At 71.6% G+C, this 25,563-nt stretch carries 26 protein-coding genes; 10 read left to right on the forward strand and 16 right to left on the reverse strand.

Going from position 1 to position 25,563, the window contains the following annotated elements:
- Nucleotides 1-7 precede the first annotated feature (7 nt).
- The 4 genes from ACLBYG_RS17370 to ACLBYG_RS17385 all read right to left on the reverse strand — a co-directional run bounded on the left by ACLBYG_RS17370 (nucleotide 8) and on the right by ACLBYG_RS17385 (nucleotide 3,616).
- On the reverse strand, nucleotides 8-862 hold the full coding sequence (locus tag ACLBYG_RS17370) for an SMP-30/gluconolactonase/LRE family protein (protein ID WP_447682209.1): 855 nt from the start codon (nucleotides 860-862) through the stop codon (nucleotides 8-10).
- A 91-nt stretch (nucleotides 863-953) separates the two neighbouring features.
- Nucleotides 954-1,196, reverse strand: coding sequence for a hypothetical protein (locus ACLBYG_RS17375; RefSeq protein ID WP_020094409.1), 243 nt, complete (start codon nucleotides 1,194-1,196; stop codon nucleotides 954-956).
- Nucleotides 1,197-1,607: 411 nt separating this feature from the next.
- Nucleotides 1,608-2,267 carry a response regulator transcription factor gene (locus ACLBYG_RS17380; RefSeq protein WP_020094410.1) on the reverse strand — a complete coding sequence of 220 codons (660 nt, stop codon included), beginning with the start codon at nucleotides 2,265-2,267 and terminating at the stop codon, nucleotides 1,608-1,610.
- An 8-nt stretch (nucleotides 2,268-2,275) separates the two neighbouring features.
- Entirely contained in the window at nucleotides 2,276-3,616 is a 1,341-nt protein-coding gene (locus ACLBYG_RS17385; protein ID WP_447682210.1) for a sensor histidine kinase, read from the reverse strand.
- 178 nt (nucleotides 3,617-3,794) lie between these two features.
- On the opposite strand from ACLBYG_RS17385, the gene ACLBYG_RS17390 reads away from it, so the two are divergent.
- On the forward strand, nucleotides 3,795-4,706 hold the full coding sequence (locus ACLBYG_RS17390; protein ID WP_447682211.1) for an MBL fold metallo-hydrolase: 912 nt from the start codon (nucleotides 3,795-3,797) through the stop codon (nucleotides 4,704-4,706).
- A gap of 58 nt (nucleotides 4,707-4,764) precedes the next feature.
- Here ACLBYG_RS17390 and ACLBYG_RS17395 read toward each other — a convergent pair whose 3' ends face one another.
- Together ACLBYG_RS17395 and ACLBYG_RS17400 are read right to left on the reverse strand one after the other, a co-directional pair.
- On the reverse strand, nucleotides 4,765-5,895 hold the full coding sequence (locus ACLBYG_RS17395) for an epoxide hydrolase family protein (RefSeq protein WP_447682212.1): 1,131 nt from the start codon (nucleotides 5,893-5,895) through the stop codon (nucleotides 4,765-4,767).
- Between the two features lie 222 nt (nucleotides 5,896-6,117).
- Nucleotides 6,118-7,323: an MFS transporter gene (locus ACLBYG_RS17400; RefSeq protein ID WP_447682213.1), complete on the reverse strand. Its 1,206-nt coding sequence runs from the start codon at nucleotides 7,321-7,323 to the stop codon at nucleotides 6,118-6,120.
- A gap of 102 nt (nucleotides 7,324-7,425) precedes the next feature.
- Between ACLBYG_RS17400 and ACLBYG_RS17405 the strand changes: the two genes are divergently transcribed.
- The gene (locus ACLBYG_RS17405) at nucleotides 7,426-7,989 is read left to right on the forward strand and encodes a TetR/AcrR family transcriptional regulator (protein ID WP_026605129.1); all 564 of its coding nucleotides are present in this window, start codon (nucleotides 7,426-7,428) and stop codon (nucleotides 7,987-7,989) included.
- A gap of 85 nt (nucleotides 7,990-8,074) precedes the next feature.
- On the opposite strand, the gene ACLBYG_RS17410 is transcribed toward ACLBYG_RS17405, so the two are convergent.
- On the reverse strand, nucleotides 8,075-9,160 hold the full coding sequence (locus ACLBYG_RS17410; RefSeq protein ID WP_447682214.1) for an alpha/beta hydrolase family protein: 1,086 nt from the start codon (nucleotides 9,158-9,160) through the stop codon (nucleotides 8,075-8,077).
- Between the two features lie 295 nt (nucleotides 9,161-9,455).
- On the opposite strand from ACLBYG_RS17410, the gene ACLBYG_RS17415 reads away from it, so the two are divergent.
- Nucleotides 9,456-10,067: a TetR/AcrR family transcriptional regulator gene (locus tag ACLBYG_RS17415; RefSeq protein WP_056531075.1), complete on the forward strand. Its 612-nt coding sequence runs from the start codon at nucleotides 9,456-9,458 to the stop codon at nucleotides 10,065-10,067.
- 53 nt (nucleotides 10,068-10,120) lie between these two features.
- Here the strand turns inward: ACLBYG_RS17415 and ACLBYG_RS17420 are convergent, their stop codons facing one another.
- Both ACLBYG_RS17420 and ACLBYG_RS17425 read right to left on the reverse strand, forming a co-directional pair.
- A complete protein-coding gene (locus ACLBYG_RS17420) occupies nucleotides 10,121-10,567 on the reverse strand; it encodes a type II toxin-antitoxin system VapC family toxin (protein ID WP_020094418.1) in 447 nt (148 codons plus the stop codon).
- A gap of 4 nt (nucleotides 10,568-10,571) precedes the next feature.
- The gene (locus tag ACLBYG_RS17425) at nucleotides 10,572-10,811 is read right to left on the reverse strand and encodes a type II toxin-antitoxin system Phd/YefM family antitoxin (protein WP_447682318.1); all 240 of its coding nucleotides are present in this window, start codon (nucleotides 10,809-10,811) and stop codon (nucleotides 10,572-10,574) included.
- Between the two features lie 214 nt (nucleotides 10,812-11,025).
- Here ACLBYG_RS17425 and ACLBYG_RS17430 point away from each other — a divergent pair, with 214 nt between their 5' ends.
- On the forward strand, nucleotides 11,026-11,634 hold the full coding sequence (locus ACLBYG_RS17430; RefSeq protein ID WP_020094420.1) for a PAS domain-containing protein: 609 nt from the start codon (nucleotides 11,026-11,028) through the stop codon (nucleotides 11,632-11,634).
- 88 nt (nucleotides 11,635-11,722) lie between these two features.
- Nucleotides 11,723-13,048 (forward strand): TAXI family TRAP transporter solute-binding subunit, encoded by a 1,326-nt coding sequence (locus ACLBYG_RS17435; protein WP_447682215.1) that lies wholly within the window; start codon nucleotides 11,723-11,725, stop codon nucleotides 13,046-13,048.
- Nucleotides 13,049-13,105: 57 nt separating this feature from the next.
- Here the strand turns inward: ACLBYG_RS17435 and ACLBYG_RS17440 are convergent, their stop codons facing one another.
- Complete coding sequence (locus ACLBYG_RS17440; RefSeq protein WP_020094422.1) at nucleotides 13,106-13,372, reverse strand: GNAT family N-acetyltransferase; 267 nt, start codon at nucleotides 13,370-13,372, stop codon at nucleotides 13,106-13,108.
- Nucleotides 13,373-14,651: 1,279 nt separating this feature from the next.
- On the opposite strand from ACLBYG_RS17440, the gene ACLBYG_RS17445 reads away from it, so the two are divergent.
- A complete protein-coding gene (locus ACLBYG_RS17445) occupies nucleotides 14,652-14,750 on the forward strand; it encodes a DUF6894 family protein (RefSeq protein WP_447682216.1) in 99 nt (32 codons plus the stop codon).
- A complete protein-coding gene (locus ACLBYG_RS17450) occupies nucleotides 14,747-14,899 on the forward strand; it encodes a DUF6894 family protein (RefSeq protein WP_447682217.1) in 153 nt (50 codons plus the stop codon). The genes ACLBYG_RS17445 and ACLBYG_RS17450 overlap by 4 nt, the downstream gene beginning before the upstream one ends.
- An 88-nt stretch (nucleotides 14,900-14,987) precedes the next feature.
- On the opposite strand, the gene ACLBYG_RS17455 is transcribed toward ACLBYG_RS17450, so the two are convergent.
- The 6 genes from ACLBYG_RS17455 to ACLBYG_RS17480 all read right to left on the reverse strand — a co-directional run bounded on the left by ACLBYG_RS17455 (nucleotide 14,988) and on the right by ACLBYG_RS17480 (nucleotide 21,938).
- Nucleotides 14,988-16,052, reverse strand: coding sequence for a HoxN/HupN/NixA family nickel/cobalt transporter (locus ACLBYG_RS17455; protein WP_091981621.1), 1,065 nt, complete (start codon nucleotides 16,050-16,052; stop codon nucleotides 14,988-14,990).
- 186 nt (nucleotides 16,053-16,238) lie between these two features.
- On the reverse strand, nucleotides 16,239-18,356 hold the full coding sequence (locus ACLBYG_RS17460; RefSeq protein ID WP_447682218.1) for a TonB-dependent siderophore receptor: 2,118 nt from the start codon (nucleotides 18,354-18,356) through the stop codon (nucleotides 16,239-16,241).
- Between the two features lie 548 nt (nucleotides 18,357-18,904).
- Nucleotides 18,905-19,441, reverse strand: coding sequence for a c-type cytochrome (locus ACLBYG_RS17465; RefSeq protein WP_132368787.1), 537 nt, complete (start codon nucleotides 19,439-19,441; stop codon nucleotides 18,905-18,907).
- Nucleotides 19,434-20,678: a sulfite dehydrogenase gene (soxC, locus tag ACLBYG_RS17470; protein WP_447682219.1), complete on the reverse strand. Its 1,245-nt coding sequence runs from the start codon at nucleotides 20,676-20,678 to the stop codon at nucleotides 19,434-19,436. Before soxC ends, ACLBYG_RS17465 begins: the two co-directional genes overlap by 8 nt.
- A gap of 170 nt (nucleotides 20,679-20,848) precedes the next feature.
- Nucleotides 20,849-21,082, reverse strand: a complete 234-nt coding sequence (locus tag ACLBYG_RS17475; RefSeq protein WP_020094429.1) for a tautomerase family protein — start codon at nucleotides 21,080-21,082, stop codon at nucleotides 20,849-20,851.
- 85 nt (nucleotides 21,083-21,167) lie between these two features.
- On the reverse strand, nucleotides 21,168-21,938 hold the full coding sequence (locus ACLBYG_RS17480) for an SDR family oxidoreductase (RefSeq protein ID WP_447682220.1): 771 nt from the start codon (nucleotides 21,936-21,938) through the stop codon (nucleotides 21,168-21,170).
- Nucleotides 21,939-22,039: 101 nt separating this feature from the next.
- Here ACLBYG_RS17480 and ACLBYG_RS17485 point away from each other — a divergent pair, with 101 nt between their 5' ends.
- From ACLBYG_RS17485 to ACLBYG_RS17495, 3 genes are all read left to right on the forward strand, one after another.
- Nucleotides 22,040-22,489, forward strand: coding sequence for a winged helix-turn-helix transcriptional regulator (locus tag ACLBYG_RS17485; RefSeq protein WP_427510043.1), 450 nt, complete (start codon nucleotides 22,040-22,042; stop codon nucleotides 22,487-22,489).
- Between the two features lie 199 nt (nucleotides 22,490-22,688).
- On the forward strand, nucleotides 22,689-24,035 hold the full coding sequence (locus tag ACLBYG_RS17490; RefSeq protein ID WP_447682221.1) for an MFS transporter: 1,347 nt from the start codon (nucleotides 22,689-22,691) through the stop codon (nucleotides 24,033-24,035).
- 324 nt (nucleotides 24,036-24,359) lie between these two features.
- A complete protein-coding gene (locus tag ACLBYG_RS17495) occupies nucleotides 24,360-25,499 on the forward strand; it encodes a hypothetical protein (protein ID WP_447682222.1) in 1,140 nt (379 codons plus the stop codon).
- The last annotated feature ends 64 nt before the right edge of the window (nucleotides 25,500-25,563 follow it).

Here is a 25,563-nt window from a genome sequence, read left to right on the forward strand (position 1 = left end):
GGCCTGGTCAGGCGCAGAGCCGGAAGGCCGGCTCCAGCAGCCCCTGCGCGCCCACGTCGATCAGGATCGTCCGGCCATGCTCCGGATCCTCGGCGCGGTCCGCCACGTCCATGCCCTCGTAGGCGGACGTGACCAGCAGGCGGTCGAGATCGCGTCCCGCGAAGGTCGGACAGGTCGGCTGCCGCATCGGCACCGACACGGTGCGGACCCGCTCGCCCGCGGGGCTGTAGGCGTCGAGGCAGCCGGCGCCGAAGCGCGCCGTCCAGATCAGGCCCTCGGCATCCACGGCGGCGCCGTCGATCGCGCCCTCGCCGCCGCGGTGGTCGAAATGGATCTCGACCGGTCCCCGCGGCAGCCCGGTCCTCGGATCGAGCGGGACGCGGTGAAGCACGCCGACGTCGGTATCGACGAAGTAGCCGGTGGCACCGTCCGGCGAGAAGCTGATGCCGTTGGGGATCGTCAGGCCGCCGAAGAGGCGGTGCACCTTCGTGCCGGCCACGTGATAGATCGAGCCGCGCCCCTTGGTGGCGTCGCGGTCCATCGTGCCGATCCACAGCGCGCCGCTCGGATGGACGCGGCCGTCGTTGGACCGGTTGTCGTGCAGATCCTCCTCGAGGGGGCAGAGCATCCGGATGTCCCCGTCCCGGATCGACCGGACGTAGAGACCGTCCTCCGCCGAGAGCAGCTGGTGGGCGCCGTCGATCGCCGCGATGTCGCTGACCTGGACGGGCAGGACGTGGACGAGCGCCTTCTGGGCGCTGGCGATCGGCTTCTCGAACAGGCGCGCTTCCAGGATATCGACCCACCACGCCGTCCCGGTGCGCGGATCGTAGCTCGGTCCTTCACCGAGGTGGCAGCGCACCTGGCTGAGAATTCGGATGTCGTGCGGAGGACGCAAATGCTCGTTCCCGTTCGTGTCGGTCGATGTTCGAGGCGGACCTGTCGCGACGGCGTCAGCACTTGTCGCAGACGCTGCCGAGGACCGCGTCGAGGTCCTTCTGCCGTCGCGTCCGCTCGCGCGGATCGTGCAGCGGCGCGGCCCCCGCGCCGGGCGGCACCGTCTGCCCCACCGACGAGCGGTACGGCGCGTTGATCGTGGTCTCAGGGCCGCCGCCCGTCCCCGTGAACGCGGCTGCCAGCGCCGCATGGATGCAGATGAACGGCGCGATCAGGCCGATGATCGCTCCACGGGTCATCGCTTGTCCGACAGTCATGGCGAGCCTCCCGATTCAATCTCCGATCCGATCTGCCTGCGCGGTGATGCGCGCTTCGTCCGCGGGGCGAGAGCCGACGACCGACGGGAGATCCACGATCGACCACGCTGCCATCGGTGCGCGGGTGCTCCCCGCCGGCCCGCGACCGGCGCACCGCGCCGACCAAGAGCAGCGACGCCCTCTCCATGTAATCGTCGTTTAATCCGCAGTCTCGGTAAAATCACCAACCGTGACTTCACGCATCATTTCGTGCCGCGATGGCAAAGTAGATGGTGACATGCAATCGCGGAGTGCCCTCACGCACGCATCGGCGCGGATTAAACGCGGCGCGCAGTTCAGCGATGGATGTCGGGAAGGATCATCCGTCACTCAGACAGATGCGCGCTGTCCCCGTCACGCCCTGCCGGCCAGCTCTTCGGGCGGGCACACGAGCCCGGCGCCCACGGCGATCCAGACGAGGTGTGCATCGGTTCGGGCACCGAGCTTGGCGCGGATCCCGGACAGGTTGTTGTGCACCGTCTTCAGGCTCAAGCAGAGGGCCTCGGCCACGGCCTGCGCCGTCATCCCCCCAGCGGTCAGGCTCAGGATCTCGACTTCCCGCGGGCTCAGCGCGTCGACGGCCGAGCGCCCGCCCGCCACCTCGTCCTGGGCGATCGCGTGGGCGATGTCGGCGCTCATCGCCCGCTCGCCGCGCAGCACGGCCGCCACCGCCGCCAGCAACGCGCGCGGTGGGCTCGCCTTGGTGACGTAGCCGCACGCCCCCGCGGCGAAGGCTCGGCGCGCGACGACGGCCCCGGTGCGCATGCTGAAGACCAGGATGCGGGCCGCCCCGTCCCACTGACGGATGTGCCGGATGGCCTCGATGCCGCTCGGCCCCGGGAGCGACAGGTCGAGGATCACGAGATCCGGCCCGTGCGCCTTGTACTGGCGGTAGGCCTCCGCCGCGCTCGCCGCCTCCGCCGTCACGACGAGTCCCGGCTGTCGCTCGATCAGGCGGCGATAGCCCTCGCGCACCACCGGATGGTCGTCGACGAGCAGGATGGACGTGGGCATGAGACGCCTCAGACCGCGGTCGGGACGGTCGCGCAGGCGCGGATCCCGCTGCCGGTGCCGGTCAGTGTGAAGCTCCCGCCGAGGGCGGCGAGCCGCGCGCGGATGCCGACGAGGCCGCGGCCCGTGCCGGAGGACGTGCGCGAGACATCGCCCTTGCCGTCGTCGTCCAGCGTGAGCGTCACCGTCCGCGTTCCGGTCTCCGTCCGGACGACCCGCAGGAAGATCCGGCTCGGACGCCCGTGGCGGAGGGCGTTGGTCAGGAGCTCCTGCGCGATGCGGTAGAGGCTCGCCGACACGGTCACGGGCATGCCAGCGAGGTCGCCGGCCACGTCGAGATGGAGGGCCGGGCCGGACCTGAGTTGCGCCCGCCAATCCGCCACGAGGCCCCGCAGCGCGTCCTCCAGCCCGGTCTCGGCGAGGTCGGGCAGTTCGAGGCGCGCCAGCGCCCCGCGCAGGCTCTCCCGCATGGTGGCGAGGACGACCTCGATGCCGCGCGCGTCCGCGCGCAGATCCTCGCGGTCGTCGGGCGCGGCGAGTTCGATCGCGGCCGCCCGGGCGCCCGCGGCGGCGAGGCATTGGCCGAAGGCGTCGTGCAGGTCCCGCGCGAGCGCCTGCCGCTCCTCTTCCTGCACCGTGACGAGCCGCTGCATCAGCTCCGCGCGCGCGGCCTCCGCGCGGGCGAGCCGGTCGGCGAGGTCATCGCAGGCGCGTGCGATCCGGTCGAACTCGGCGGCGGCGAAGCGCGGCAGCGGCGACCGGGTCGGGGCCGCGTCGAGCCTCGCCAGCCCGCGCACGATCTGCCCGGCGGGCGCGACGAGGCGCATGACCGCGAGCCAGTTGAGGAGCAGTGTCGCCGCCGTCAGAGCGATCGCGAGCCCGCCCGCGAGACGCACCCGCTGCCAGACGCGGGCCGCCGCGGCGGTCGGATCGGGCCAAGCGGTGACGCTGCCGATCGTGCGCTCGCGGAAGACGATGGCGCGGATCGTCGGCGCGACCGCGGCGTCCCCCGCGACCGCGTCCCGGAACCACGCGGGGGCGGCGTCGAGGCCGTCCCAGTCGCCGCAGACGCGCCGCGGCAACTCGACGCCGAGCTGGATGTCGGCGCAGATCCCCGGGAGGATGGTGAGGAGGGCCGGTGCGGGCTGCGGCGGCGCGGCGGGCATCGCGACCGGACCGGCGCTGCCGAGGCCCGGCTGACGCGCGAGCTGCGCGGCGATCCGCTCCGCCGAGGTCGCGGCCTCCCGCTGCAGGCTCGCCTGGGCGGCGAAGCCGGTCCAGGCGACCGCTCCGGCCAGGCACAGGAGGGCGACCACGAGGAGGCGTAGGCCGAGATGCGCGGGCAGGCTCATGGGGGCGAAACGGCCGGGCTCGAAGCGACGTGCCGATCTGGCACCGGGAAGGGCCCGACGCGCAAGCCGCGCCGACGCAGCGCGGGAAGAATGCCCGGCCGTGCGCGGGAGGACATCCCTGGCCCGCGCCCCACGCGCCCCGCAGGATGGCGGCGTCCCGTCTCCCGCGGAGCCCGCCATGGCCTCTCACCTGTCCCGCCGCAGCCTGCTCGCCGCCGCCGCCCTGCTGCCGCTCGGCCTGCACCGCCCCGGCTCGGCCGCGACCGGAACCCCGCCCTACAGGGTCGGCGCCTTCACCGTGACGCCCCTGCGCGACGGGCTGTTCCCGCTGAAGCCGCGCATGATGCCCGCGGCCGAGAGCCCGGCCGGACGGGCTCTGTTGACGGGGGCCGGTCTTTCCGGGGACGGCCCGTCGCCGGAGCCGGTCAACGCCTTCCTAATCCGGCGCGGCGCGCGCCACTGGCTGCTCGATGCGGGCTGCGGCACCGTCTTCGGACCGGACTTCAACCGGGTGACCGCCGCGCTGGCGGCGGAGGGCGTGCGGCCCGACCAGGTCGAGACCATCTGGCTGAGCCATCTCCACGCCGACCACGCGGGCGGTCTCCTGACGCCGGGCCGCCTGGCGCGGTTCGCGAACGCCGAGCTCGTGGTGCAGGAGCGCGAGGTCGCCTACTGGTCGGATGCGGGAGCGCGGGCCGCCGCGCCCGACGCCCTGCGGCCGATGTTCGAGACGGCACAGGCCGTGCTCGCCGCCTACCCCGATCGGATCCGCCGCCTCTCGGGCGAGGCCGAGATCGCCCCCGGCATCCGCGCGATGCCGCTCCCGGGCCATACGCCGGGTCACATGGGCGTGCTGATCGCGGACGGCGCGGACCGGATGCTGATCTGGGGCGACGTCATCCACTCGCGGCTGTTGCAGATGCCGCACCCGGACTGGACCGTCATCTGGGACACGGATCCGGCGCAGGCGATCGCGACACGCCGGCGCATCCTCGACCGCGCGGCGGCGGAGGGCCTGAGCGTGACCGGGATGCACCTCGCCGCCCGCGGACGGATCGAGCGGGACGGGGCGGGCTACGCGCTGATCTAGAGGATCCCATTCGTGCCACCTGGTCCGGCCGAGTCCGCGATGCGGCGGGACGACGCCGTCAGCCGCGGCCCCAGTCCCGCAGGTCCCGGACGAACAGGTCCGGCGCCTCCATGGCGGCGAAATGGCCGCCGCGGGGCATCGTCTGCCAGCGCGAGACCGCGTAGCCGCGCTCCAGCCACTCTCGCGGCGGCGCTGGCGTGCGCGGATCCGGGTAGGCCGCGAAGGCCGTCGGCACCGTGACGCGCCGCCCCGGCGGCATCCGGCGCACGCCCTCCTGCTGCGCGCCGGCGTAGAACCACGTCGCCGTCGCGAAGGAATCGGTGAGGATGTAGAGCAGGGCGTTGGTCAGGAGCTGATCGTTCGTGAAGACCTGCGCGAAGGGCCGCTCCCGCAGGTCGGCCCAGTCGTGGAAGCGCTCGACCAGCCACGCCAGCTGCGCCACCGGCTCGTCCGCCATGGCGTAGCCGAGCGAGAGCGGCCTGGTGCCCTGCAGCTGCGCGTAGGCCCCGAGCGCCTGCTGGGTGGCTCCGGCCTGCTTCTGCCAAGCCCGCTCCGCGGCGCTCTCCGGCTCGGCATCGGGCTGCACCAGCAGGTAGTTCAGGTGGATCGCCTCCAGCGACGCGGCGTGGTCGAGGCCGAGCCAGGCCGCGACCCCGGCGCCCCAGTCACCGCCCTGCACCCGGTAGCGCGGGTAGCCCAGAGTCTCGCGCATCAGGCGGTCGAACAGCCGCGCCGTGCTGCGCGCGCCGATCGGCGCGGCGGGTTTGCTCGAGAAGCCGAAGCCGGGCAGCGCCGGGATCACGAGGTCGAACGCGTCCTCCGGCCGCCCGCCGTGGCGCGACGGGAAGGCCAGAGGCTCGATCACCGACCAGAACTCGTAGATCGAACCCGGCCAGCCGTGGATCAGCAGCAGCGGGCGCCGGCCTTCCGCCTCGCCGACGACGTGGACGGCATGCAGGTCGAGATCCTCGACGCGGGCCAGGATCTGCGGGAAGCGGTTGAGCTCGGCCGCGGCGGCGGCCTCGTCGAAGCCGTCGAGCCAGTGGGCGCACAGGGCGGCCAGGACGTCCGGATCGCAGCCGTAGCGCCAGCCGGCCCCCGTCGGCAGGCGCGGCATGCGGTAGGCTCGCACGCGCTCCCGCACCCAGGCCAGCCGGTTCGCGTCCCAGGCGACGGTGAAGTCTCGCATGATGCCTCCGCTCGGCTCCGCGTCCCGGGAGCGTGCCTATACCGGCCGTCCCGTTCGCGCGACGTTGATCCGGGTCAACGCGGCCGGGCCGGGACGGTCGCGCGGGATCGCCCCGGCCGGCACGACGGCTATTTGCGGCGCGATCGCGCGAGGGCCCCCGGCGGCCGGCTTCGGTGCCCTTCCGAGACGCGGACTCGACCGGAGCGCCGGAGGCAGGGTGCGTCAGCCGGGCGAGACGCGTCGCGACGTCAGTGCCCGCCGCGCCAGGAACCCGGCCGCGCTCATGGCGAGGATCGCGGCCGCGTAGAGGTCGGCGGTCGTCACGTAGCCGATCCGGCGCACGAGATACCCGGCACAGATCACCGGGAGGCTGAACGCCAGGTAGCTCTCGACGTAGTAGCTCGCGAGGAGCTCCGCCCGCTCGCTCGGCTTCGCCAGCGGGACGATCGTCCCGAGGGCGCCGAGGAAGCTCGTCCCGAAGCCAGCCCCGCCGACCAGGGTCCCGCCGATCAGGACCGGCACGCTCCCGCCGTGCATGCCGGCGAGCACGATGACAAGGCCGGCGGTCATGGCGAGCGTCCCGATCGTCAGGTTGGCCGCGGCGTCCCGGCCGCGCCGCTGGAGGACCGCGAAGGCGCCGGCGACCATCAGGGCCGCGACCATGACGCCGCTCGTCAACGGGGTCCGGCTGCCCGTCGCGGCGACGACCAGCGAGGGAACGATGGAGAGGTAGAAGCCCCCGAGCATCCAGGTCGCGATGTTGGTGGGCGTGATCGCGGCCAGCGGCCGCCTGGCCTGCGGCGGAACCACGACGCGCGGTCTCAGGGCTCGCAGGGCGCCCGCGCGGCGCTCGCCGGTCTCGGGCGTGAGCCAGAGGAGAGCGGCCTGCGCGGCGAACACCGCGCCCAGGATCGCGTAGACGAGGTGGAGAGGGTGCGGGCCGTACTGCACGAGGGCGCTGGTTCCGAGCGCGCCCGCCGCCATCCCGATCAGCGGCATGATCGCGTTCACGAGTTGGGCCCGCGCCCGGTCGACGTCGACGAGCGCGGCGCCCAGCGAACTCGCCGCGATGCCGGTCGCCACGCCCTGGACGAAGCGCGCCGCGATGAGTCCCCAAGCCCCGCTGGCCGTCGTGAACAGGGCCATCGCCACCAGCTCGAGGAGCAGCGCGCCGAAGATCACCGGTCGTCGGCCCAGATGGTCCGAGATCGACCCGGCGACGAGGAGCGCCTTGAGGAGCGCCAGCGCGTAGACGGCGAACACCGCGGTCGTGAGCAGGGGGGAGAGCGCGTAGGTCTCCTGGTAGAACCGGTACAGCGGCGTCGGAGCGGCGGACGCGGCGAGGAAGGTGCCGAGCACCGCCGCGTGGAAGAACAGCGTGCCGCTGCCCGCGACAGCCACAACTTTCAGCTTGCGGTCCCTGGTCATTGGCGAACCTAAAGGCTAATCCGTTGCGTTTGATGCGTAGGCCCTCCGCGCCACAAACGCAATATCTTTGCGTTTGTGGCGCCCCAGATGGCAGAGTGCAGGATGACGACGAGGCAAGGGCCGCGTCCGGGCGGCCGCAGCGCGCGGGTGCAGACCTCGGTTCAGGCGGCCGTGCGCGCGCTCCTGACCACGACGGACCGTTCGGAAATCACGGTGCCCCTGGTGGCCGCCGCGGCCGGCGTGACGCCGTCGACGATCTACCGCCGGTGGGGCACGCTCGCCGAGCTCTTGGCCGATGTCGCGGTCGAGCGGCTCCGTCCCGACGGCGAGCCGGCTGATACCGGGAGCGGCCGGACCGATCTCGAGGCGTGGGCGGAGCAGTACGCGGACGAGATGTCGTCCGCACCGGGGCGGGAGATGATCCGGGACGTTCTGGCGGCGGCGGACGCGAACTGTGCCCAGCGATGCTGCAGCTTCACCCGCGATCAGATCGCGATCATCGCGGATCGGGCCGTGGCCCGCGGCGAGGCCTTCCCGGACCCCGAGGCGGTGCTGGACGGGGTCGTCTCTCCGATCCTCTACCGGATCCTGTTCGGGACCGCGCTGGACCGGGAGCGGATCCTCGAGCTGGTCGACCGCACCCTGACGGCGCGCGAAGCGACCTGACCCGAGGCGCCGACCCCGTACACCGACCTCGCGGAGGAGGCCGGGCTCCTGACCTCAGCCGCCAGGGGGCGCGACGAGCGGCCTGTCAGAGCGGCTCCCCGGGCTGGGCGCGCGTCCGGTCCTTTCCGCGGGTCGCTATCGCGGGTTGCGCCAGCGACGCGCCCGCGTAGCCTGCAGGCGCGACGGCGAGGATCGGTCGCCAGGTCGAGGACCACGCGCGCAGCGGCTCCGGATCGCCGCGGAAGGCGAGGTCGAGAAAGGCCAGCGTCCCGGCGGCGGTCGCCGCCTTGACCTGCGGGTTCAGGTTCAGACCGCCCGTGAGGGGACGGTCGGTGAAGATGCTGTGCGAGCCGCCCTGGAAGACCGCCAAGGACTTCCGGGGCGTCGCGATCGCCTCGTACACGGCGAGGCGGTCGCTGAACGGCGAGGTGCGACCGGGCAGCTGGATGACATCCTCGGTCGCCGTCACGTGCAGGGTCGGGATCTCGACGGCGCCCAGGACGGCCCGCAGGTCGCGCTCGCCGTAGAAGGGCGGCGCCGAGATCACGATCCCGGCCGCGATCCGCGGATCCCGCGCCTGAAGGGCGTGCCCGTCACGGACGACGCGCGCACCCGCGGCGATCAGAGTCGTGTTGGCGCCGTAGGAATGGCCGGCCGCCACGATCCGGCGCGGGTCGATCCGGTCTCCGAAGGCGCCCCCGTCCTGAACGAGGAGGCGGTCCAGGGCGAAGCGCAGGTCGCGCGCCCGGGCGATCGCCTCCCGTTCCTGCGCCGCCCGCTCGATCCGGTCGAGCAGGGCCAGGGGATTGCCGGTCCAGACGGAGCTGTCGCTGCCGACGTGCTGCAGGTGCAGGCTCGCGATCCCGTGGGACGACCAGTGCCGACCGAGATAGCTGTAGCCGGTCCGGGACTGTCCGAGACCGTGCGAGAACACGACCAGCGGGACGCGGCGCCGGAGCGACGACGTGTTCGGCCAGTACAGGCGTACCGGCACCGGTCGCTGGCGCGCGCCGTCGACCCAGTCGAAGTCGACGATCCGGACGTCCTCGACGACGGTCTCCGCCGCGGCCGGCCGCGTCACACCCGCGGCCAGGGTTCCCAGCAGCATGGCGCCGACCTGCCGACGGTTGGGCAACGGCCGTGCCGCTGTCGGACCGGAAGACTCGAGCATGGGAAGGGCTTTCGCGAGAGGAGGGGAGCCAGGAGGGTTCGCAGAGCCGCGCATCGCCGGCCGCAGCCCGATCACGACGCGCCCTCGCCCCCCGGCGCGCGCCAACCGAATTCCGTTCGCCGACGGAGGCCCCGACGGCGAACGAGGCTGCCGATATCGGCAGGAAGGGGCGGGCGCCCGACCGGACTCCGCACCGCGTCCCGAGACCGCGCATCAAAATCGCACTCGGTGTAAAAAAATATAATTGCACCGCGTGCAACTTTGCAAGTGCGGAATCGCATGTCACAACGCCGGCATGGGGAGCCCGCCACCGAAGCCCGGCAGCCTGCGCGCGCGAAAACGGCAGGAGACACTGGAACGGATCGCCGAGACCGGCCTGCGGCTGTTCAGCCGGCACGGCTACGAGGCGACGACCTTGGACGCGATCGCCGAGGCGGCCGGCATCTCGCGTCGAACCTTCTTCTACTACTTCAAGTCAAAGGAAGAGATCCTGCTGGACTGGCAGATGCGCGGCTTCGGCGCGGCGCTGCGCAAGGCCGTCCTGGCCCAGCCGGAGGGCAAGGTTCCGGTCGAGGCCGTCCGGGACGCCCTGCTGGCGCTGTCGACAGGTTTCCGGACCCAGGAGTTCATCAGTATCGATCGCGTCATGCGGTCCAGCGAGACCCTGAAGGCCCGCAAGCAGGCGGCCTACGGCCTGCACGAGCAGGCCCTGCATGCCGCGCTGATCGAGCGCTGGCCGGATCCCGTCCGCAGCGCTCCGCTGCGCCTCGTCGCCATGGCGTCGCTCGGTGCGATGCGCTTGGCGATCGAGGCCTGGATCCAGGCGGGCGGCGACCGTCCCGTGGACGCCTTCCTGCGGGCGGCCTTCGCCGGTCTCACGGCCGAGTTCTGCACACCGTCCCGATAGTCCCGCCGCGATCGGCACGCCGCCGCGGCCCCGCGGTGACCGGCGCGACGCCGTCACCGCCCATCGGCCGGCAGCGCGACGAATGGATCGCAGGCGGGAACGCCGAGCGGCGCGAAGTGCCGCACGTTCCGGGTCAGGACCGTCCAGCCGTTGCAGCGCGCGGTGGCGGCGATCGCGAGATCCGCGAAGCCGGGCGCGTGCCCCTGCCCGCGCGCCAGATCGGACAACCCGCCGATGTGGCGCGCGACGGCGAGGTCGATCGGGAGGACCTTGGCGGCGTACAGGTGCAGCAAGGTCTCCAGCCACGCCGCGAGGCGCTCGGCCTTGCGCGCGGCACCGTCCCTGCGGCTCTTCGCGATGCCGTCCTCGATCTCGGCGATCGTGACGACCGAGAGGTGGAGCCCCGCGCTGTTCCGGTCCATCCAGTCGATCAGTGCGACGGCCGGAACGGCCTTGGTCGGCGCGCCGGCCGAGAGCACGTTGGTGTCGACGAGGTACACCGCCTCACAGCTCGGCGCTTCTGAGCCCGCCGGACGGGGAGGCGAGGTCGTCCGCCGCGACGGGCGCGGCCATGAGCAGGCGGCCGAACGACGGGACGCGGGACAGCCGCTGCCAGTCCTCGAAGCTCAGCAGCACGGCCTCGGGGCGGCCGTGGCGGGTGATGATCGAGGGCGCGCCCTGCTTCGCTTGGTCGATGACGGCCGACAGCGTCGCCTTGGCGTCCCGAAGCTGGATCTCCTGCATGGCGCTCTCCGTGACCACTGTAGTCATAATGGGTGTCCAGGTTCCGATCTGCAAGGACCGCCCGCGGCCCGTCGTCGGCACCCGGTCCCGGCGGCTCGCCGGGGCCGACCCGTGTCCGGCACGCAACAGTTGATTGCTGACCAGATTATGCCCCTTGCGGTTGCAGCGCTTTAGGACCAACGTATGTTACTGTTAACTGAATACGGGTGCTCGGGTGGCAGCTTTTAAGCCGCTAGACGGGCAAACAGCCTCGGAAACCTTCCAGACGGCGCTGGACGCGCTCGACGTCGTCGGCCGCTGGGAATGGGACGCGGGCGTCGATCGGGTGCGGGCCGACGCCTTCGTCGCCCTGGTGTACAACGTCGATCCGGCCGAGGCCGAGGAAGGCGTCCCGCTCGGCCGCTACATGAGCAGCATCCACGCGGACGATCGCGAGCGGATCGATGATCTGATTCGGCGCAGCGCCCGCGAGGGGACACCGTACCTCGCCGAGCATCGGGTGACCTCGGCGGACGGTCGGACGCGCTGGGTCCTGGTGCGCGGGCGCTTCACCGGCGATCATGTCGGGCGGCTCCAGGGCGGCAGCGGCATCCTCCTCGACATCACCCGGATGCGGATGTTCGAGGACATGGCCGACGAGGCCGTGCCGCGTGCGGAGACGTCGCCTCTCGAGCTGGCAGCGGATCACGCCATCGCGGCGATGTACGCGATCAGCGAGTTGCGGGACGCGGAGCTCAAGGTGCAGGCCGAAGCGCTGCTGATGACGCTGGGCCGCAGGCTCGCCCTCCAGGAGGTCCAGGACCGGCACCGCCAGATGAACTGATCGCGGCGCGCCGGCACCCGATACAGCATGGGGCGGAGCGTCGACCGATCCTGTCCGGGAGCGGGAGACTGGGCCAGACACGCGCGCTATGCTGGCGGATCGGCAGATCAGCGCGGCACGGATGATCCGGCGTTCCAGAACGACAGTCATCGTCCTCGGCGTCATCGCCGGGGCCGCCGTCGCTGCTCTGCTCATCCATCTCCTCCTCGGCCTGCTCTCCCTCGACATCGCGGTCGCCAAGACCAGCACCGAGGATCGGGAGGCCGCGCAGGCGCTGACCCAGCTCTTCCAGACCCAGCATCCGCGGGTGCGCATCCGGACGATCTTCGAGCCGGATCGCCTCGGCGCCTCGGCGGCCCTGGACAAGGGCGAGACCCAGCTCGCCCTGGTGCGCAGCGACGCCGCACCGAAGGACGGGCAGACACTGGTCATCCTGCGCCGCGACGCGGTGGTCTTCGTCGCGCCCGGGGGCAGCCCCGTCGACAGCGTGGCCAAGCTGCGGGGCAGCACCATCGGTCTCCTCGACGGGCGGAAGCTCGACCCGCGCCTGCTCGACCTGATCCTGACGCATTTCGGCGTGCCCCCGAGCAGCGTGCATCGCAGGATCCTGAGGATCGACCAGCTGACGGAGGCCGCCCGCAGCCGCCAGATCGGTTCGGTGTTCGTGGTGGCCCCGGTCGGGAGCGCGCTGTGGCTGCCGCTGTTTACGGCGCTGCGCAAAGGCTCCGGGACGGCGAAGCTGTTCGAGGTCGACGAGGCGGCGGCGATCGCCAAGGAGCACCCCGTGCTCGACACGATCGACGTGCCCAAGGGCGCGTTCCTCGGCTCCCTGCCGGCACCGGGCGACGACATCACCACGCTGTCCGTCAGCCACCGGCTCGTGGCCCGCGGCGCCATGCCGGACTGGCTCGCCGGCGAGATCACCCGCGAGGTTCTCACCGGCAAGCCGCGGCTCGTCGCGCTCGACGACGATCTGGCCGGCATCGAGGCTCCCGACACCGACGACAAGGTCCAGGCGCTCCCGATCCACCCGGGCGCGACGGCGTACCTGACCGGGAACCAGCCCAGCCTGAGCGATCAGGCGCAGAATGCGGCCTACTGGGTCGGGCTCATGATCAGCGCGCTGGCCTCCCTCGGCGCGGCGGGCATCGGCCTGTATCGGCGCTTCCGGCCGCTGCAGCCGCCCACCCGGGTCATGCGCCTCCTGGAGATCTGGCTGTCCGTGTCGAGCGCCGATCCGGTCGAGCTCGATCATCTGGAGCGGGAGGCCGACGCGCTCGCGGCGGAGACGATCCGGATGGAGGCCCACAGACGGACGGAGAGCGTCGAGATCCGCCTCGTCGCCCTGCTCGTCGCGCATGTCCGCGAGGCCGTCCAGCGCCGGCGGCGGCACTTGGCGCAACGGATGACCTAGCGCCAGGCGATCCCGGCACCGCCCCCGGCGGCGGCCGATCCCGGCCCGGTCGCGGTCTCACGCGAGCAGGTCGCGATGCGTCCGATGCCCGCGCAGCCACGCCCGGGCGTAGCCGCACAGGGGCACGATCCGATCGCCCTCGGCGCGCGCGTGCGCCGCGACGCCTTCCATGAGCCGGCCGGCCGCCCCGGTGCCGCGCAGGACCGGCGGCGCGTAGACGTGGCTGATGACGAGCTGGCCGGGCTCCCGCCGATAGGTCGCGAAGACGACGTCACCGCCGACCTGCAGCTCGAAGCGGCCTCGCTCGACATTGTCGCGCAGCATCACGGTCCTCCTCATCCCCCGGCTTTGCGCGGCTCCGATCGGGAAGCACCGCGTCGAACCCGGCGCTCTGCGGGATTCCCGCGCCGCCACGGAAGGCCTCCCGGAGGCCCGCGCTCCCGCGACGGTTATATGGGGCGCGTGTCCTCGTCGCGGACGCGGGTCAGAACCGACGCGTCGGCATCGCCGCCGACGACGTGGACATGGCGCGCGAGCGCCGCAGCACGACGAGGCCCGCCGGAGGACGCAGCCGGCACGGCGGTCCGCTCCGCGCGGCGCGGATTAAGCGCGGCCCGCGATCGTCTAACTCTGGACATCCCGAGACCACCTGGACCGCCCGGCTCACGCCGCGGCGGTCATTTCGTGCCGGCATCGTCGGCGAACCGGCCCCTCCGGCCCTCCGAGCGGCTCTCAGCGCCACCCGCCGCGCCGTGTCGGACCGATCTGCGGGCTCCGGGCGGGGAGGCCGGTCCACGTGGGCTTCCCACAGCTCAGGCGCGATCCGGGCGGTTTGCCCGCCGATGCGCGCGCACCCGGACCGCCATCGGATATTTCGGCACGTCGACCCGCAGTATTCAATAATAAAAACATAACATCATGAGCTCACCCTCGATATTTTGCGATATTCCTGAACTCAGACAGCTTTCTGTGCTTGCCCAATGGTAGTTTTCGGGAGAACATCATGACCTCAATCCGGATCTTCGTCCTCGTCTCGTCGCTCCTTCTCGGCACGGCCGGCGCGGCAACGGCGCAGGGCGCCGCCGGAGGATCGACGTCCGGGCCAGCGCCGTCCGGGTCGGGCGGGCAGCGGATGCAGCACGGCGATCAGATGAAGGGCGGAGAGAGAGGCGGGGGCTCGGGCAACACCGGCGTTCCGGGCGCCTCGCCGGCCGACGACGGAAACAAGACGCAGGATTCCCGTACCACGAAGACGAGAGACCGCTGAGAGACCGCGGGTCCGCGACCGCCCGTCCGGAGGCACGGGCCCGGCCGGAACGGCCGGAGCGGTCCCGTCACGCCGCGCACGCCGTCGCGCGGCGCTCTCACTTCCGATCCGCAGCCCCGCGCGACGTGTCCGTTCGGGGACGCGATCCGGCGACGCGACGGCACGGCCGCCCGCGCCGGAAGGCCCGGAACGGATAGCCGGCCGGGCCCGGCCGACGCCCGCTCATCCGAGGGCGTCGGCCGCGGTCACCGGCGCGGATCGGGCGCCGCGCGCCGAGAACCGGCGTTTCTGATCCCGGTTAGCTTTCGTGAGGGGAAGCCAGTCACGGAGGCGTGGGTGCCGCGCTATTTCTTCGATATCCACGACGGTCAGTTGCAACGCGACGAGGACGGGACCGAGGCGCCGATTTCGACGCTGCGCGCAGAGAAGCGATGATCTCCCTCCCGGACGTCGCGCGATGGGAGATCCCGAGCGACGGGGACAGGCAAACCTACACGGTGATCGTTCGGGATGCGGCCGGCGCGCCGATCTACACGGCGACGCTGACGTTCACCGGCCTGAGGCTGAGCGAGGCGGCCGGGTAGGTTCAGCCCGCCGCGCGCATCCGGCGCGCTCCGACATCGGCCCGGCTCACCGGCGCCGGACGTCCCGCGTGGGCACGGCCGACGCCGGTCAGGGGATGTCGGCCGGCTTGACGTCGATCCGGTCGAACCGGCCGAGGCGGTAGATGAGGAACGACAGGAGCCACGCCGCCGCGAACAGGCCGACGATGCCGAAGCCGAGCACGCCGAAATGGTCGTTGATCGCGGCGATCCGCTCCCAGAGCCAGCCCTGGAGGTTGAGCTTGTCCGCCAGGAGGTTCAGCGCCTCCAGCGTGCCGACCACCAGCGCGACCACCACCGACACCAGGGTGATGGTGAGATTGTAGAACAGCTTGCGCATGGGCTGGACATAGGCCCAGCTGTAGGCGCCGAGCATCAGCACGCCGTCGGTCGCGTCGACCAGCGTCATGCCGGCGGTGAACAGCGCCGGGAAGACCAGGATCGTCCAGAGATCGATGCCCTGGCTCGCCTGGGCGGCCGAGAGCCCGAACAGGCTCACTTCCGTGGCGGTATCGAAGCCGAGCGCGAAGAGCAGGCCCAGCGGGTACATGTGCCAAGAGCGCGTCACGAGGCGGAACAGCGGCCGCAGGATCCGGGCGAGGACGCCCTGGTTGGCGAGCAGCATGTCGAGGTCGGCCTCGACGTAGCGGCCGGTGCGCCGCACCTGCCGGAACGCGCGCCAGACCCCCGCGAGGACGACGAGATTGACGAGGCCGATAAGGATCAGGAAGGCGGCCGAGACGCCTGTGCCGATCAGGCCGCCGAGTTCCCGGTAGCCTTCCGAGGCCGTGATCAGGCTGGTGGCGGCCAGCGCCACCGCGGCCGCGGCCACCACCACGACGGTGGAATGGCCGAGGGCGAACCAGAAGCCGACCGAGACCGGCCGCTGGCCCGCCTGCATCAGCTTGCGCGTGACGTTGTCGATGGCGGCGATGTGGTCGGGGTCGACCGCGTGGCGCAGCCCGAAGACGTAGGCCAGCAGCGCGGTCGAGAGCAGGGCCGGCTGCCCCGCGAACAGGCTATAGGCCCAGGACCAGGCGGCGACGTTGGCCGCGATCAGGACGAGGTAGAGCAGAACGATGCGGCGCCGCACGACGCGGGGCGCCGTGCCATCGGACGGGACGATCGCTTCCATCAAAGCCTTACCCACCCGAATACCGTCCCCTCGGCCCCGTTGCCCGGGCCTGTCGCGTCGCTGCTGCCGTGCAGCACGGAATCCGACATAGCGCAGAAGCGGTCGGCCTGCGGAGTCCCGCAGGCGCGCCCTCTCGCCGGAGCGACGACCCCGGCGGCTGCCTGGACGGGGGCCGCGGGCCCGCCATCAGAACCGCACCGTCACCGAGCCCGTGATCCGCCGGGGCGAGCCCGGATAGACCCGGAACACGTTCAGCGAACTCTCGTAGTACGCGGTGTCGAAGATGTTCTCGATGTTGAGCGCGATCCGGGCATTGTCGAAGCGGTAGTAGGCGAGCGCGTCGACCGCGACGTAGGCCGGCAGGGTGAAGCCGGAGCCGGCCGCGTCGCCGGCGCGCGCGCCCACGCCCCGCACGCCGCCGCCGATGCCGAAGCCGCGCCACGCCCCCTCCGGCTCGTAGACCGCGAGGAGGCTGCCGGAATGGCGCGGCACGTTGATGAGCGGGGCTCCGACCGGGAGCACGTTGTCCTTGGTCACCCGGGCGTCGGCGTAGACGTAGCCGGCCAGGAGCTTCAGCTCCGGCGTGATCTGCCCCTGGGCCGTCAGCTCGAACCCCTGGCTGCGGACGGCCCCGGCGGCGAGGGAGAAGCCGGTGTTGGCGGGATCGGGCGTGAGCACGTTCTCCCGCTCCACCCGGAAGGCGGCGGCGGTGAGGAGCAGGCTGCCGCCGAACAGCTCGGACTTGGCGCCGACCTCGTAGCCGAGGCCGGTCTCCGGCGGCAAGGCCGTGCCGCGGGTCACGGCGGCGGCGTCCGGGCCGATGTTCGGCCGGAAGCTCGTGCCGACGTTGGTGTAGAGGGCGAGTTCCGGGATCGGCCGGTAGACGAGGCCCGCCCGGGGCGACGCGGCGACCCGCGACTGGTCGACCTGACTGCGGACGGCGCGCTCGCGGAAGCTCTGCTCGAAGATGTCGAGGCGCACACCGACGAGCGCCCGCCATTCGGGGCTCAGGACGATCTCGTCCTGCGCGTAGAGGCCGGTGTTGGTGATCCGCTCCAGGTTGTTGCGCGGGATGGTGATCGGCGGCAGCGCCTGCCCGTAGACCGGGGCGTAGATGTCCAGGGCGAACGGGCTCGTGCGGAAGTTCGAGCGGAAGTACTGCGTGCGGCTGTCGGTGCTCTCCCGGTCCATGCCGAGCAGTAGCGTGTGGCCGATGCCGGCGGTATCGAAGCGCCCGACGAGGTCGGCCTGCCCGACGGCCACGTCCCAGCGGTAGTCGCGCACGTTGCGGTCGCGCGAGACCGTGCGGTTGTCGGCAGCGATGGCGCGGATCTCCGCCGACTCGCCCGCGAGATCGCCCGTGTTGAAGTAGGTCGCGAGGCGAAGCTGCCAGTTCTCGTCGAACCGGTGGTCGACGCGGACCTGCAGCGTGTTGTTGTTCTGATAGGTGCTCTGCCCGGGCTCGCCGAGGAAGCGGGAGACGGGCAGGAACCCGAGTTGCCGGTTCAGCGCGATGACACCCCGGTCGAAGACGATCCGGTTCTTCACGAACTCGGTCTCGACCGTGATCCGCGTGTCCGGGGTGACCTGCCAGCTCACCACAGGCGCGACGAGGAGCCGGTCGCTGTCCACGAAGTCGCGGAAGCTGCCCGCACCCTGGGCGGCGAGGTTGAAGCGGTAGAGCACCGTGCCGTCCGCGCTCAGCGCACCGCCGGCATCGATCGTGCCCCGGGTCAGGCCGAACGAGTCGACCTGATTGCCGAACTCGACGAACCGCTCGGCGGTCGGCTGCTTGGTGATCAGATTGACCAGCCCGCCGGGGTCGCTGCGCCCGAACAGGGCCGCTCCCGGCCCCTTGAGCACCTCGATGCGCTCGATGTTCTGGGCGTCCGGCGGCGGCGGCGTCCCGCGATTGAGGGGAAAGCCGTTCTTGTAGATCTCGGAGGTGGTCACGCCGCGGATGGCGTAGCTGAAGATCGACAGGCCGCCGAAATTGTTCTGGCGGGCGACGCCGGGCAGGTAGTCGAAGACCCGGTCGACGCGGGTGGCGGCGATGTCGGTGATCGTCTCGCGCGGCGCCACCGACACGGCCACGGGCACGTCGATCTGCGGTGTGGCCGTGCGCGTCGCGCTGACCGCCGTTCCGGCGCCGTAGCCCGGTGTCGGACCGATCAGGCCGATGCTGCCGCGCCCGGACGCCGTCGTCCGGGCGGCGCCCTCGCCGACATGCTCGACCGACAGTTCCTCCAGGGTCACGCTCTCCTGCGCGCGGACCTCCCCGACCGGCACGCCGGCGGACAGCATGGCCGCCAGGGCCAGGCGCGGGCTGCCGCGCCGCGCCCCGGCAGGGCGGGCGCATCCCCGGCGCGGCCTGGGACTCTCGCGGAACGACAATCGTCCAGAACTCGCCACCACACACTCGCTGCTGCCGGCGCGCGGCCACGCGAAGGCGGGCGGCGTCACACCCGGACGGGCGGCACCGCGCGCTCCGCTGGGGCACCGCGCCCGAGGAACGTCGTCGCGCCGAAGGCCGCCTCCCGTGACGCGCGTCATCGCCGCCGCCGGACCGTCCCGGTGCGCGGCACCGGCGGCCGCGGGGAACGGGCGCGCCCAGTCGACAGGTGCGGGGCAGATCCGGACGCACCGCGAAGCGCGCACCGGATTACCACCCCGGCTCCGGGCCGTGCCCGGATAACCTTGGCAGGAAAATACTTGCCGCGGCGACCGGCCGGGTCAACGCCCCGGCAACCGAATGTAATAATGTTGCGACGACAGTGGCGGAACGGCCACAGCACCGTGGCGCCCCGGCGGCGGGCGGGGCCGGGGCGGCCTGATCGGATACGCCGCTCCCGTCAGGGTCTCACATCCGGCCTGGGATCCGGCACGAACCCGTCGCGGTTCGGCATGCGGACGGCGGCCAAGGTGGCGGCATCGAGCACGGCGCTCTCCGGGACGAGCCCGTTCAGGTACAGGACGTAGCCCGAGACCGCGTAGACGTCGTCGGCGCTGAGCGATTGCGGGGCGTTCATCGGCATCGCCCGCCGGATGTAGTCGAACAGGGTCGGCGCGTAGGGCCAGAAGCTGCCGACGGTCTTGAGCGGTTTCGCCGAGGCGAGCGTGCCCTGGCCGCCGGCAAGCCGCTCGCCGGTCCCGCCCTCGCCCCGGCTGCCGTGACACGAGGCGCATTGGGTCTCGAAGACCTCTCGGCCGTGGGCGACGCTGCCGTGTCCGGGCGGCAGCTTCCGGCCGTCCCGGTCGACGTCGATGTTCCAGGCGGCGATCTCGGCCTCCGTGGCCGGACGTCCGATCCCGAGGCGCTCCGTCGCCCGTGCCGGCCCGGCGCAGGCGAGCGCCAGGGCGATCCCCGCGGCGGCGCGGGCTTCACGCATAGCCATTGGCCACCTCGCCGTCCGCCGCGATGCGCCAGGGCACGACCGCGTTGTTGTGGTAGAAGGATTTGAGGCCGCGCACCGCCGTCAGCGCCTCGAAGCCCGGCTGCACGTAGCCGGTCTCGTCGATCGCCCGGCTCGCGATGGTCGTCGGCGTCCCGTCCCAGCGCCAGGGCAGGCGGAACCGCGTCAGCGCCCGGTTGAGCACCGGCTCCTGCAAGGCGGCGTCGCGCCAGCTCCCGCCCCCGTCGGTCGAGACCTGCACGCCGCGGATCCGCCCGCGCCCGCTCCAGGCGAGGCCGGTGATCTCGTGGAAACCGGGGGCGATCCGCTGCGTGCCCGAGGGCCGCGTGATGATCGACTTGGCCTCCATCACGAAGGTGAATTGCCGCGCCGTGCCGTCCGGCATCAGGTCGGTGTACTTCGACGTCTCCTCGCGGGAATAGGCCGGCTCCGCCGTGACGTTGAGCCGGCGCAGCCACTTCACGCTCATGTTGCCCTCGTAGCCGGGCAGCAGCACCCGGAGCGGGTAGCCCTGCTGGGGGCGCAGCCGCTCGCCGTTCTGGCTGTAGACCAGCAGGGCGTCGTCGAGGCACTTCGCGATCGGGATGCTGCGGGTCAGCGCGGCGGCGTCCGCGCCCTCAGCCACGACCCACCGCGCGTCCGGCTTGAGCCCGGCCTCCGCCAGGACCGTCGCGAGGCGCACGCCGGTCCATTCGGCGCAGCTGACGAGGCCGACGAGGTCCGACACCGTCTTGCCCTTGATCGCCTCGAAGCCCGGGTTGCCCGAGCATTCGAGGAAGTAGATGTGCGACTCCGACGGGAAGCGGCGGATGTCGTCCATCGTCAGGATGAGCGGCGTCTCGACGAGCCCGTGGATCATCAGCCGGTGCTGGGCGGGATCGATGTCCGGAATGCCGCCGTGGTGGCGCTCGTAGAACAGGCCGTTGGGCGTCAGGATGCCGTCGAGATCCTGCAGCGGCGTGCGGCTCGACGCCGAGATGTACTGCTTCAGACCCTTCGGGACGTTGCGGATGACGCCCTCCTCGAAGCGCGAGGGCCGGCCGTAGGTCTGGCTGCCGACATCGGCGCCCGGGACCTTCATCCATTCGGGAACGGCCGGAGGCGCCGCCTCGTCCGATCGGGCCGGCCCGCCCGCGAGGACGGCCGCGGCCGCCGCCGCGCCTTGTGCGAGGAAGCGGCGCCGCGCCGGCGGCGATTCATCGTCCTGGCTCATCGCATGGCACTCCGCCTCGCCCCGCCCGCCGGGGCAGGCCCAGAGTCTCACGCAACGGCGCTCCCTCCTAGTCCGATCGGAACGGAGCTCGAAACGCGGTCCGGGGACGGACGCGCGCGACGAGATCGTCGACGGCTCCGAGCAGGGCCGCCGTCACGATGTGGAGGCCGTCAGCGCGAACCCGTCTCGTGGTGCGCCCGCAGGCGTCGCAGGGCCTCGAGATCGAAGACCTCGTCCGCGCGCCCGTAGCCGCCATCCACGACCTCGTCGACCAGGACCATGGTGTGCGGGCGCGCGGCCTCCCCGAAGAAGGAGACCAGCAGATCCGTCGTGCGGTGGATCAGATCAGCCTTCTGCGGACCGGTCATCATGCCCTGCGGGATCTTGAAATTGGCAAACGGCAACGATCGTCTCCGGGCTGAACTGATGAAACACGGGTCGCGCCCGCGCGCGGCGACGCGGATCTCCTCGCGGATCTCCGCGCGCACCTCATTCCTGCGCCGCGCGGGCCGCGCGAGCGGCCTCGTTCAGGGTCGCGACGGCCGCGTCGAAGCGGTGCTCGGCCTCGGCGTTGCGCTGGAAGGCGACGCGCTGCACCAGGATCTCGGCCGGCGTCGGCTGCTGCTGGAACAGGGCCATCACCTCGTCGATGAAGTCGGCCAGCGGCAGGTAGCCCGCGCGGGTGGCCTGGCCGGGCGTGAGATCTGTCTGGACCGCCGGCGGCACCAGCTCGATCACCTCGACCCGGCCCTTGAGGACCTCGCGCAGCGAGACCGTGTAGCTGTGGATCGCCGCCTTCGTCGCGGAGTAGGTCGGTGTGGTCGTCAGGGGCACGAAGGCCAGCCCGGACGACACGTTGATCAGCGCCGCGTCCAGCCGTGTGACCAGATGCGCGACGAGGGCATCCGTCAGACGGATCGGGCCGAGCAGGTTGGTGGTGATCGTCGCCTCCGCGTCGGAGAGGTCGCGCGCCTGATCCAGCGCCTCGAAGCGCATGATGCCGGCGTTGTTGAACACCACGTTCAGGGCAGGGTGCTCGGCCGTGACGCGCCGGGCGAACGCCGCGATGTCTCCGGCATCCGCGATGTCGAGGGGCATCGCGTGCAGGCCCGGGCGGCCGGCCGTGACCCGTTCCAGCGCCTCCGCGCGGCGACCGGCGACGATGACGGTGTTGCCCAGATCGTGGAAGCGATGGGCGAGCGCGGCTCCGATCCCGGACCCGCCGCCCGTGATCAGGATCGTGTTGCCGGAGGTTTTCATGATGGCGACCCCGTTGTTGTCGCCGCAGAGAGTATGGTTGACACTCTCCGCCCTGAAGTAGGCACCGAAAAGATTTGTACGCACCGAAAGGAGAGTGTCGAATGCGCAGGGCTGCCCCGGACCCCGCGATCGAGGCGAAGCGGCGCGGGACACCCCCGCAGGACGTCGATCCGGCGATCGAGGCCCTGGTGAACGACATCATCGGCCAAGTGGCCGACAAGTGGACCATGCTGATCCTCGAGGCGCTGGAGGAGCACGGTACCCTCCGGTTCACGCAGCTCGGCCGGGCCGTGGGCCGGATCAGCCAGAAGATGCTGACGCAGACCGTCCGCCAGATGGAGCGGGACGGTCTCGTCCGGCGGACGGTGCATCCGGTGATCCCGCCGCGCGTGGACTACACGCTGACGCCGCTGGGCCGGAGCCTGGGCGCCGCGTTCTGCGGCGTGTGGATCTGGGCCGAGACGCACCACGCCGAGATCGAGCGGGCCCGGCGGGCGTTCGCAGCGGCGACCGAAGCTCCGGATCTTCCCGCCGACGCCGAGGCACCGTGAGGACGGAGGGCCTCCCGATCGCGGTCTGACCGCGCAGGACGGAGGGGCGTGCGGCCCTGGCGGGCTCGCCCGCGCGAGGCTGCCCCGCGCCTATTAACTGTCGAGCGGAAGAGGGATGTCGTCCTTCTCCAATGGTCTCGCCAAGCTTGGCGTTTCAGTCTAGCGTCTAGACTGAATTCGGCGGCAAGGCGGGCGCATCATGCAATCCACCCCTCCGTACGGTGAGCCGCCGCTCCCGATCAGTTCCGACGCGATCGCCGACGGCCCGAAGGTCCCCGGCGCGGCGCGGCGCCGTTCCGTGGTCGCGGGCGCCATCGGCAACACGCTCGAATGGTACGATTTCGCCACCTACGGGTATTTCAGTGCCGTCATCGGCCGGAACTTCTTCCCGTCCGACAGCCCGACGACGTCGCTACTGTCGGCCTTCGCGGTGTTCGCCGCCGCCTTCTTCATGCGCCCGATCGGCGGCATCGTGTTCGGCCACATCGGCGACCGCTACGGCCGGAAGACGGCACTCCTGCTGTCGGCGGGCCTCATGGCGGTCTCGACCTTCCTGATGGGCTGCCTGCCCACCTACGCGTCGGCCGGGCTCCTCGCGCCCGTCCTGCTCGTGGTGCTGCGGCTCGGCCAGGGTCTCTCCGTCGGCGGCGAGTACACCTCCTCGGCCATCTTCCTGTCCGAGACCGCAGCACCGGCGCGCCGCGGCCTGACCGGCAGCCTCGCCTGCATCGGGGCCGCCGGAGGCATCCTGCTCGGCTCCATTGCCGGGACGCTCGTCACCGGCCTGCTCACGCCGGAGGACGTGCACCAGTGGGGCTGGCGCCTGCCGTTCCTCTTCGGGATCGTGCTCGGCGTCTTCATCTTCGCCCTGCGTCGCCATATCGACGACGATCACGTCGAGACCGTGTTTCGCGAAGATCGGACACTGACGGACCAGCGCTCACCGCTGCGCACGGCCGTCGAGATCGACGGCTCCGCCATGCTGCGCGCCTTCGCGATGAATCTCGGCCTGGCGTGCGGCTTCTACGTGGTGTTCGTCTACCTCGTGACGTTCATGCACACCGTGTCGGGCCTGCCGCAACACACGGCGTTTCTCATCAACTCCCTCGCCATGGTGGTTCAAGCCGTGTGCATCCCGATCGCCGGAGCCCTGTCCGACCGCTTCGGGCGCAAGCGTGTTCTGGTCCTGACCGGGGCGGGCCTGACAATCCTGTCATGGCCGCTCTTCATGCTGCTGACCACCGGCGACACGCTTCTGATCGTCCTGAGCCAGGTCGCGTTCGCGATCCTGATCGCCGGCAACGCCGCCGTCGTGCCGACGGCGTTCGTCGAGATGTTCCAGCACCGCTCGCGCTGCACGGCCCTCGCGATCAGCTTCAACGCCTCGATGGCGCTGGTCGGGGGCACCGCCCCGATGGCCGCGACGTGGATCGTCCACCACCTGGCCTGGCCCACGGGGCCGGGCCTCTACGTCGCCGTGCTGTCGGCCATCTCGCTCGCCGCAGTCCTCACGATGCGCGATCGGACCGGAGAATCGCTCGCGTGAGAGGATTCGGCGCGCGGGGGCGACACGCGGAGGCGGAAGTCACGTTGCGGCTCTCACAGAGCCGACGCCCCCATCGGTCGTCGCTCGTCTCGACGGTGCCGGGCGTCAGATGGGCCGCAATCCGGGCGGCGCGGTCAATAGGTCACCCTCACTAGTGGAAGCCGAGAGCGGCTCAGCTAAAATCGACTGAGGGAGACAGAAGAGAGCCTGTCCAGCAATGATCGGGTGAGCACTGCGGAGATCTCTTCTTGCTCGACGCGGTCATCGCCATGACCGGCAGACGGGCATCGGCGCTCCCGAGGGACCTGGAGCATGGGATTCGACGTGACACGACCTCTCTGGCGCTCAGTTTCATCCCGCCTCGTCGTCGTGTCCTTCTCAGTCCTGATGATCGCGCCGGCGGCCCAGGCGGCCAGCACTCTGGAGGCGGCTCTCCGCGCGGTTCCGGATTCCGTCCTGGCGACGCCTGACCCGATGCCGATCGTCTTCATGGACGTCCAGGCGCTGTCCAGGGCAGCCGGCGGTGCGCTGAGCGACGCCGGCCTGCGGCGCATGGCCTTCGCGCAGAGCATCCGCCCGCTGAACGCCCTCAGCTACGGCGGCGCGCAGACATGGACCGAGAAGGCCGGCATCCCGTTCGAGGACATCTCCTATTTCGCGGCCTTCGGCCAGCCTCCGGCGCGCGTGACTCACTGGGGTCTGGCGACAAAGGCGGCAGCCGACACTCTGGTCGCCAAGCTGAAGGACAGGATTTTCCGGCCGGTCTCGACCGCGCCGCGCATTCTCGCCAACGGTGAGCCGCGCGCCCTGAATCTCAGGGCCCGGCAACCAACCGATCCCTGGTCCGGCCCGATGGGCGAGACCAGCGCGATCCTGGCGATCGATCGCGTCGTCGCGCAGGCGTCCGCGGCCGCGGATCTGGAGACACGCGTCGGGGTCGGTCGGAGCGCGGCGGATCACGAGGCGGTCGCCACATCGCTGACGGGTCTGGCCGCCGCGGATGAGCGCGACCCGGGCGCGATCCTTCAAGCGGCCGTCGTGACGCCGCTGATGGGGATCACCCCCGACGATCCTGCCGCCCTCCTGTCGGCGACGACCGATCTGGCCGCGCAGAGGAAGGCGATCGAGGATCAGCGCGAGCGCGGACGGGACGGCGTCCCGGCTTATGCCGGCGGTATCGTGGCGGACTATCAAGGCAAGAACGGACCGGCCCTGCTCGTATCCCTCGCCTATCCCGATTGCCGGACGGCCGACCGGGCCGTCGCCGCACTGAAGGCGCGTTGGCGAGCCGGCATGACCCCTGCGGCCTCCGTCGACGGTCGCTCGGTCGAGAGCCCGCAGCGCGGCTGTGCCGCCGTCCTCCGCGTCGATCGTGCCGCGGGTGCGAACACCCCGTTCGGAGAGTTCCTCGGGACCTCCCTGCAGCGCGGCTTCAATGTCCTGCAGATCGGGTCGCAGCGATGACCGGGCTCCGACGCGCCGGACCGGAGCGCGACCGTCCCGGCCGGCGCGGTCGAGGCGCGGTCGA

The organism is Methylobacterium sp. D53M (assembly GCF_053345625.1).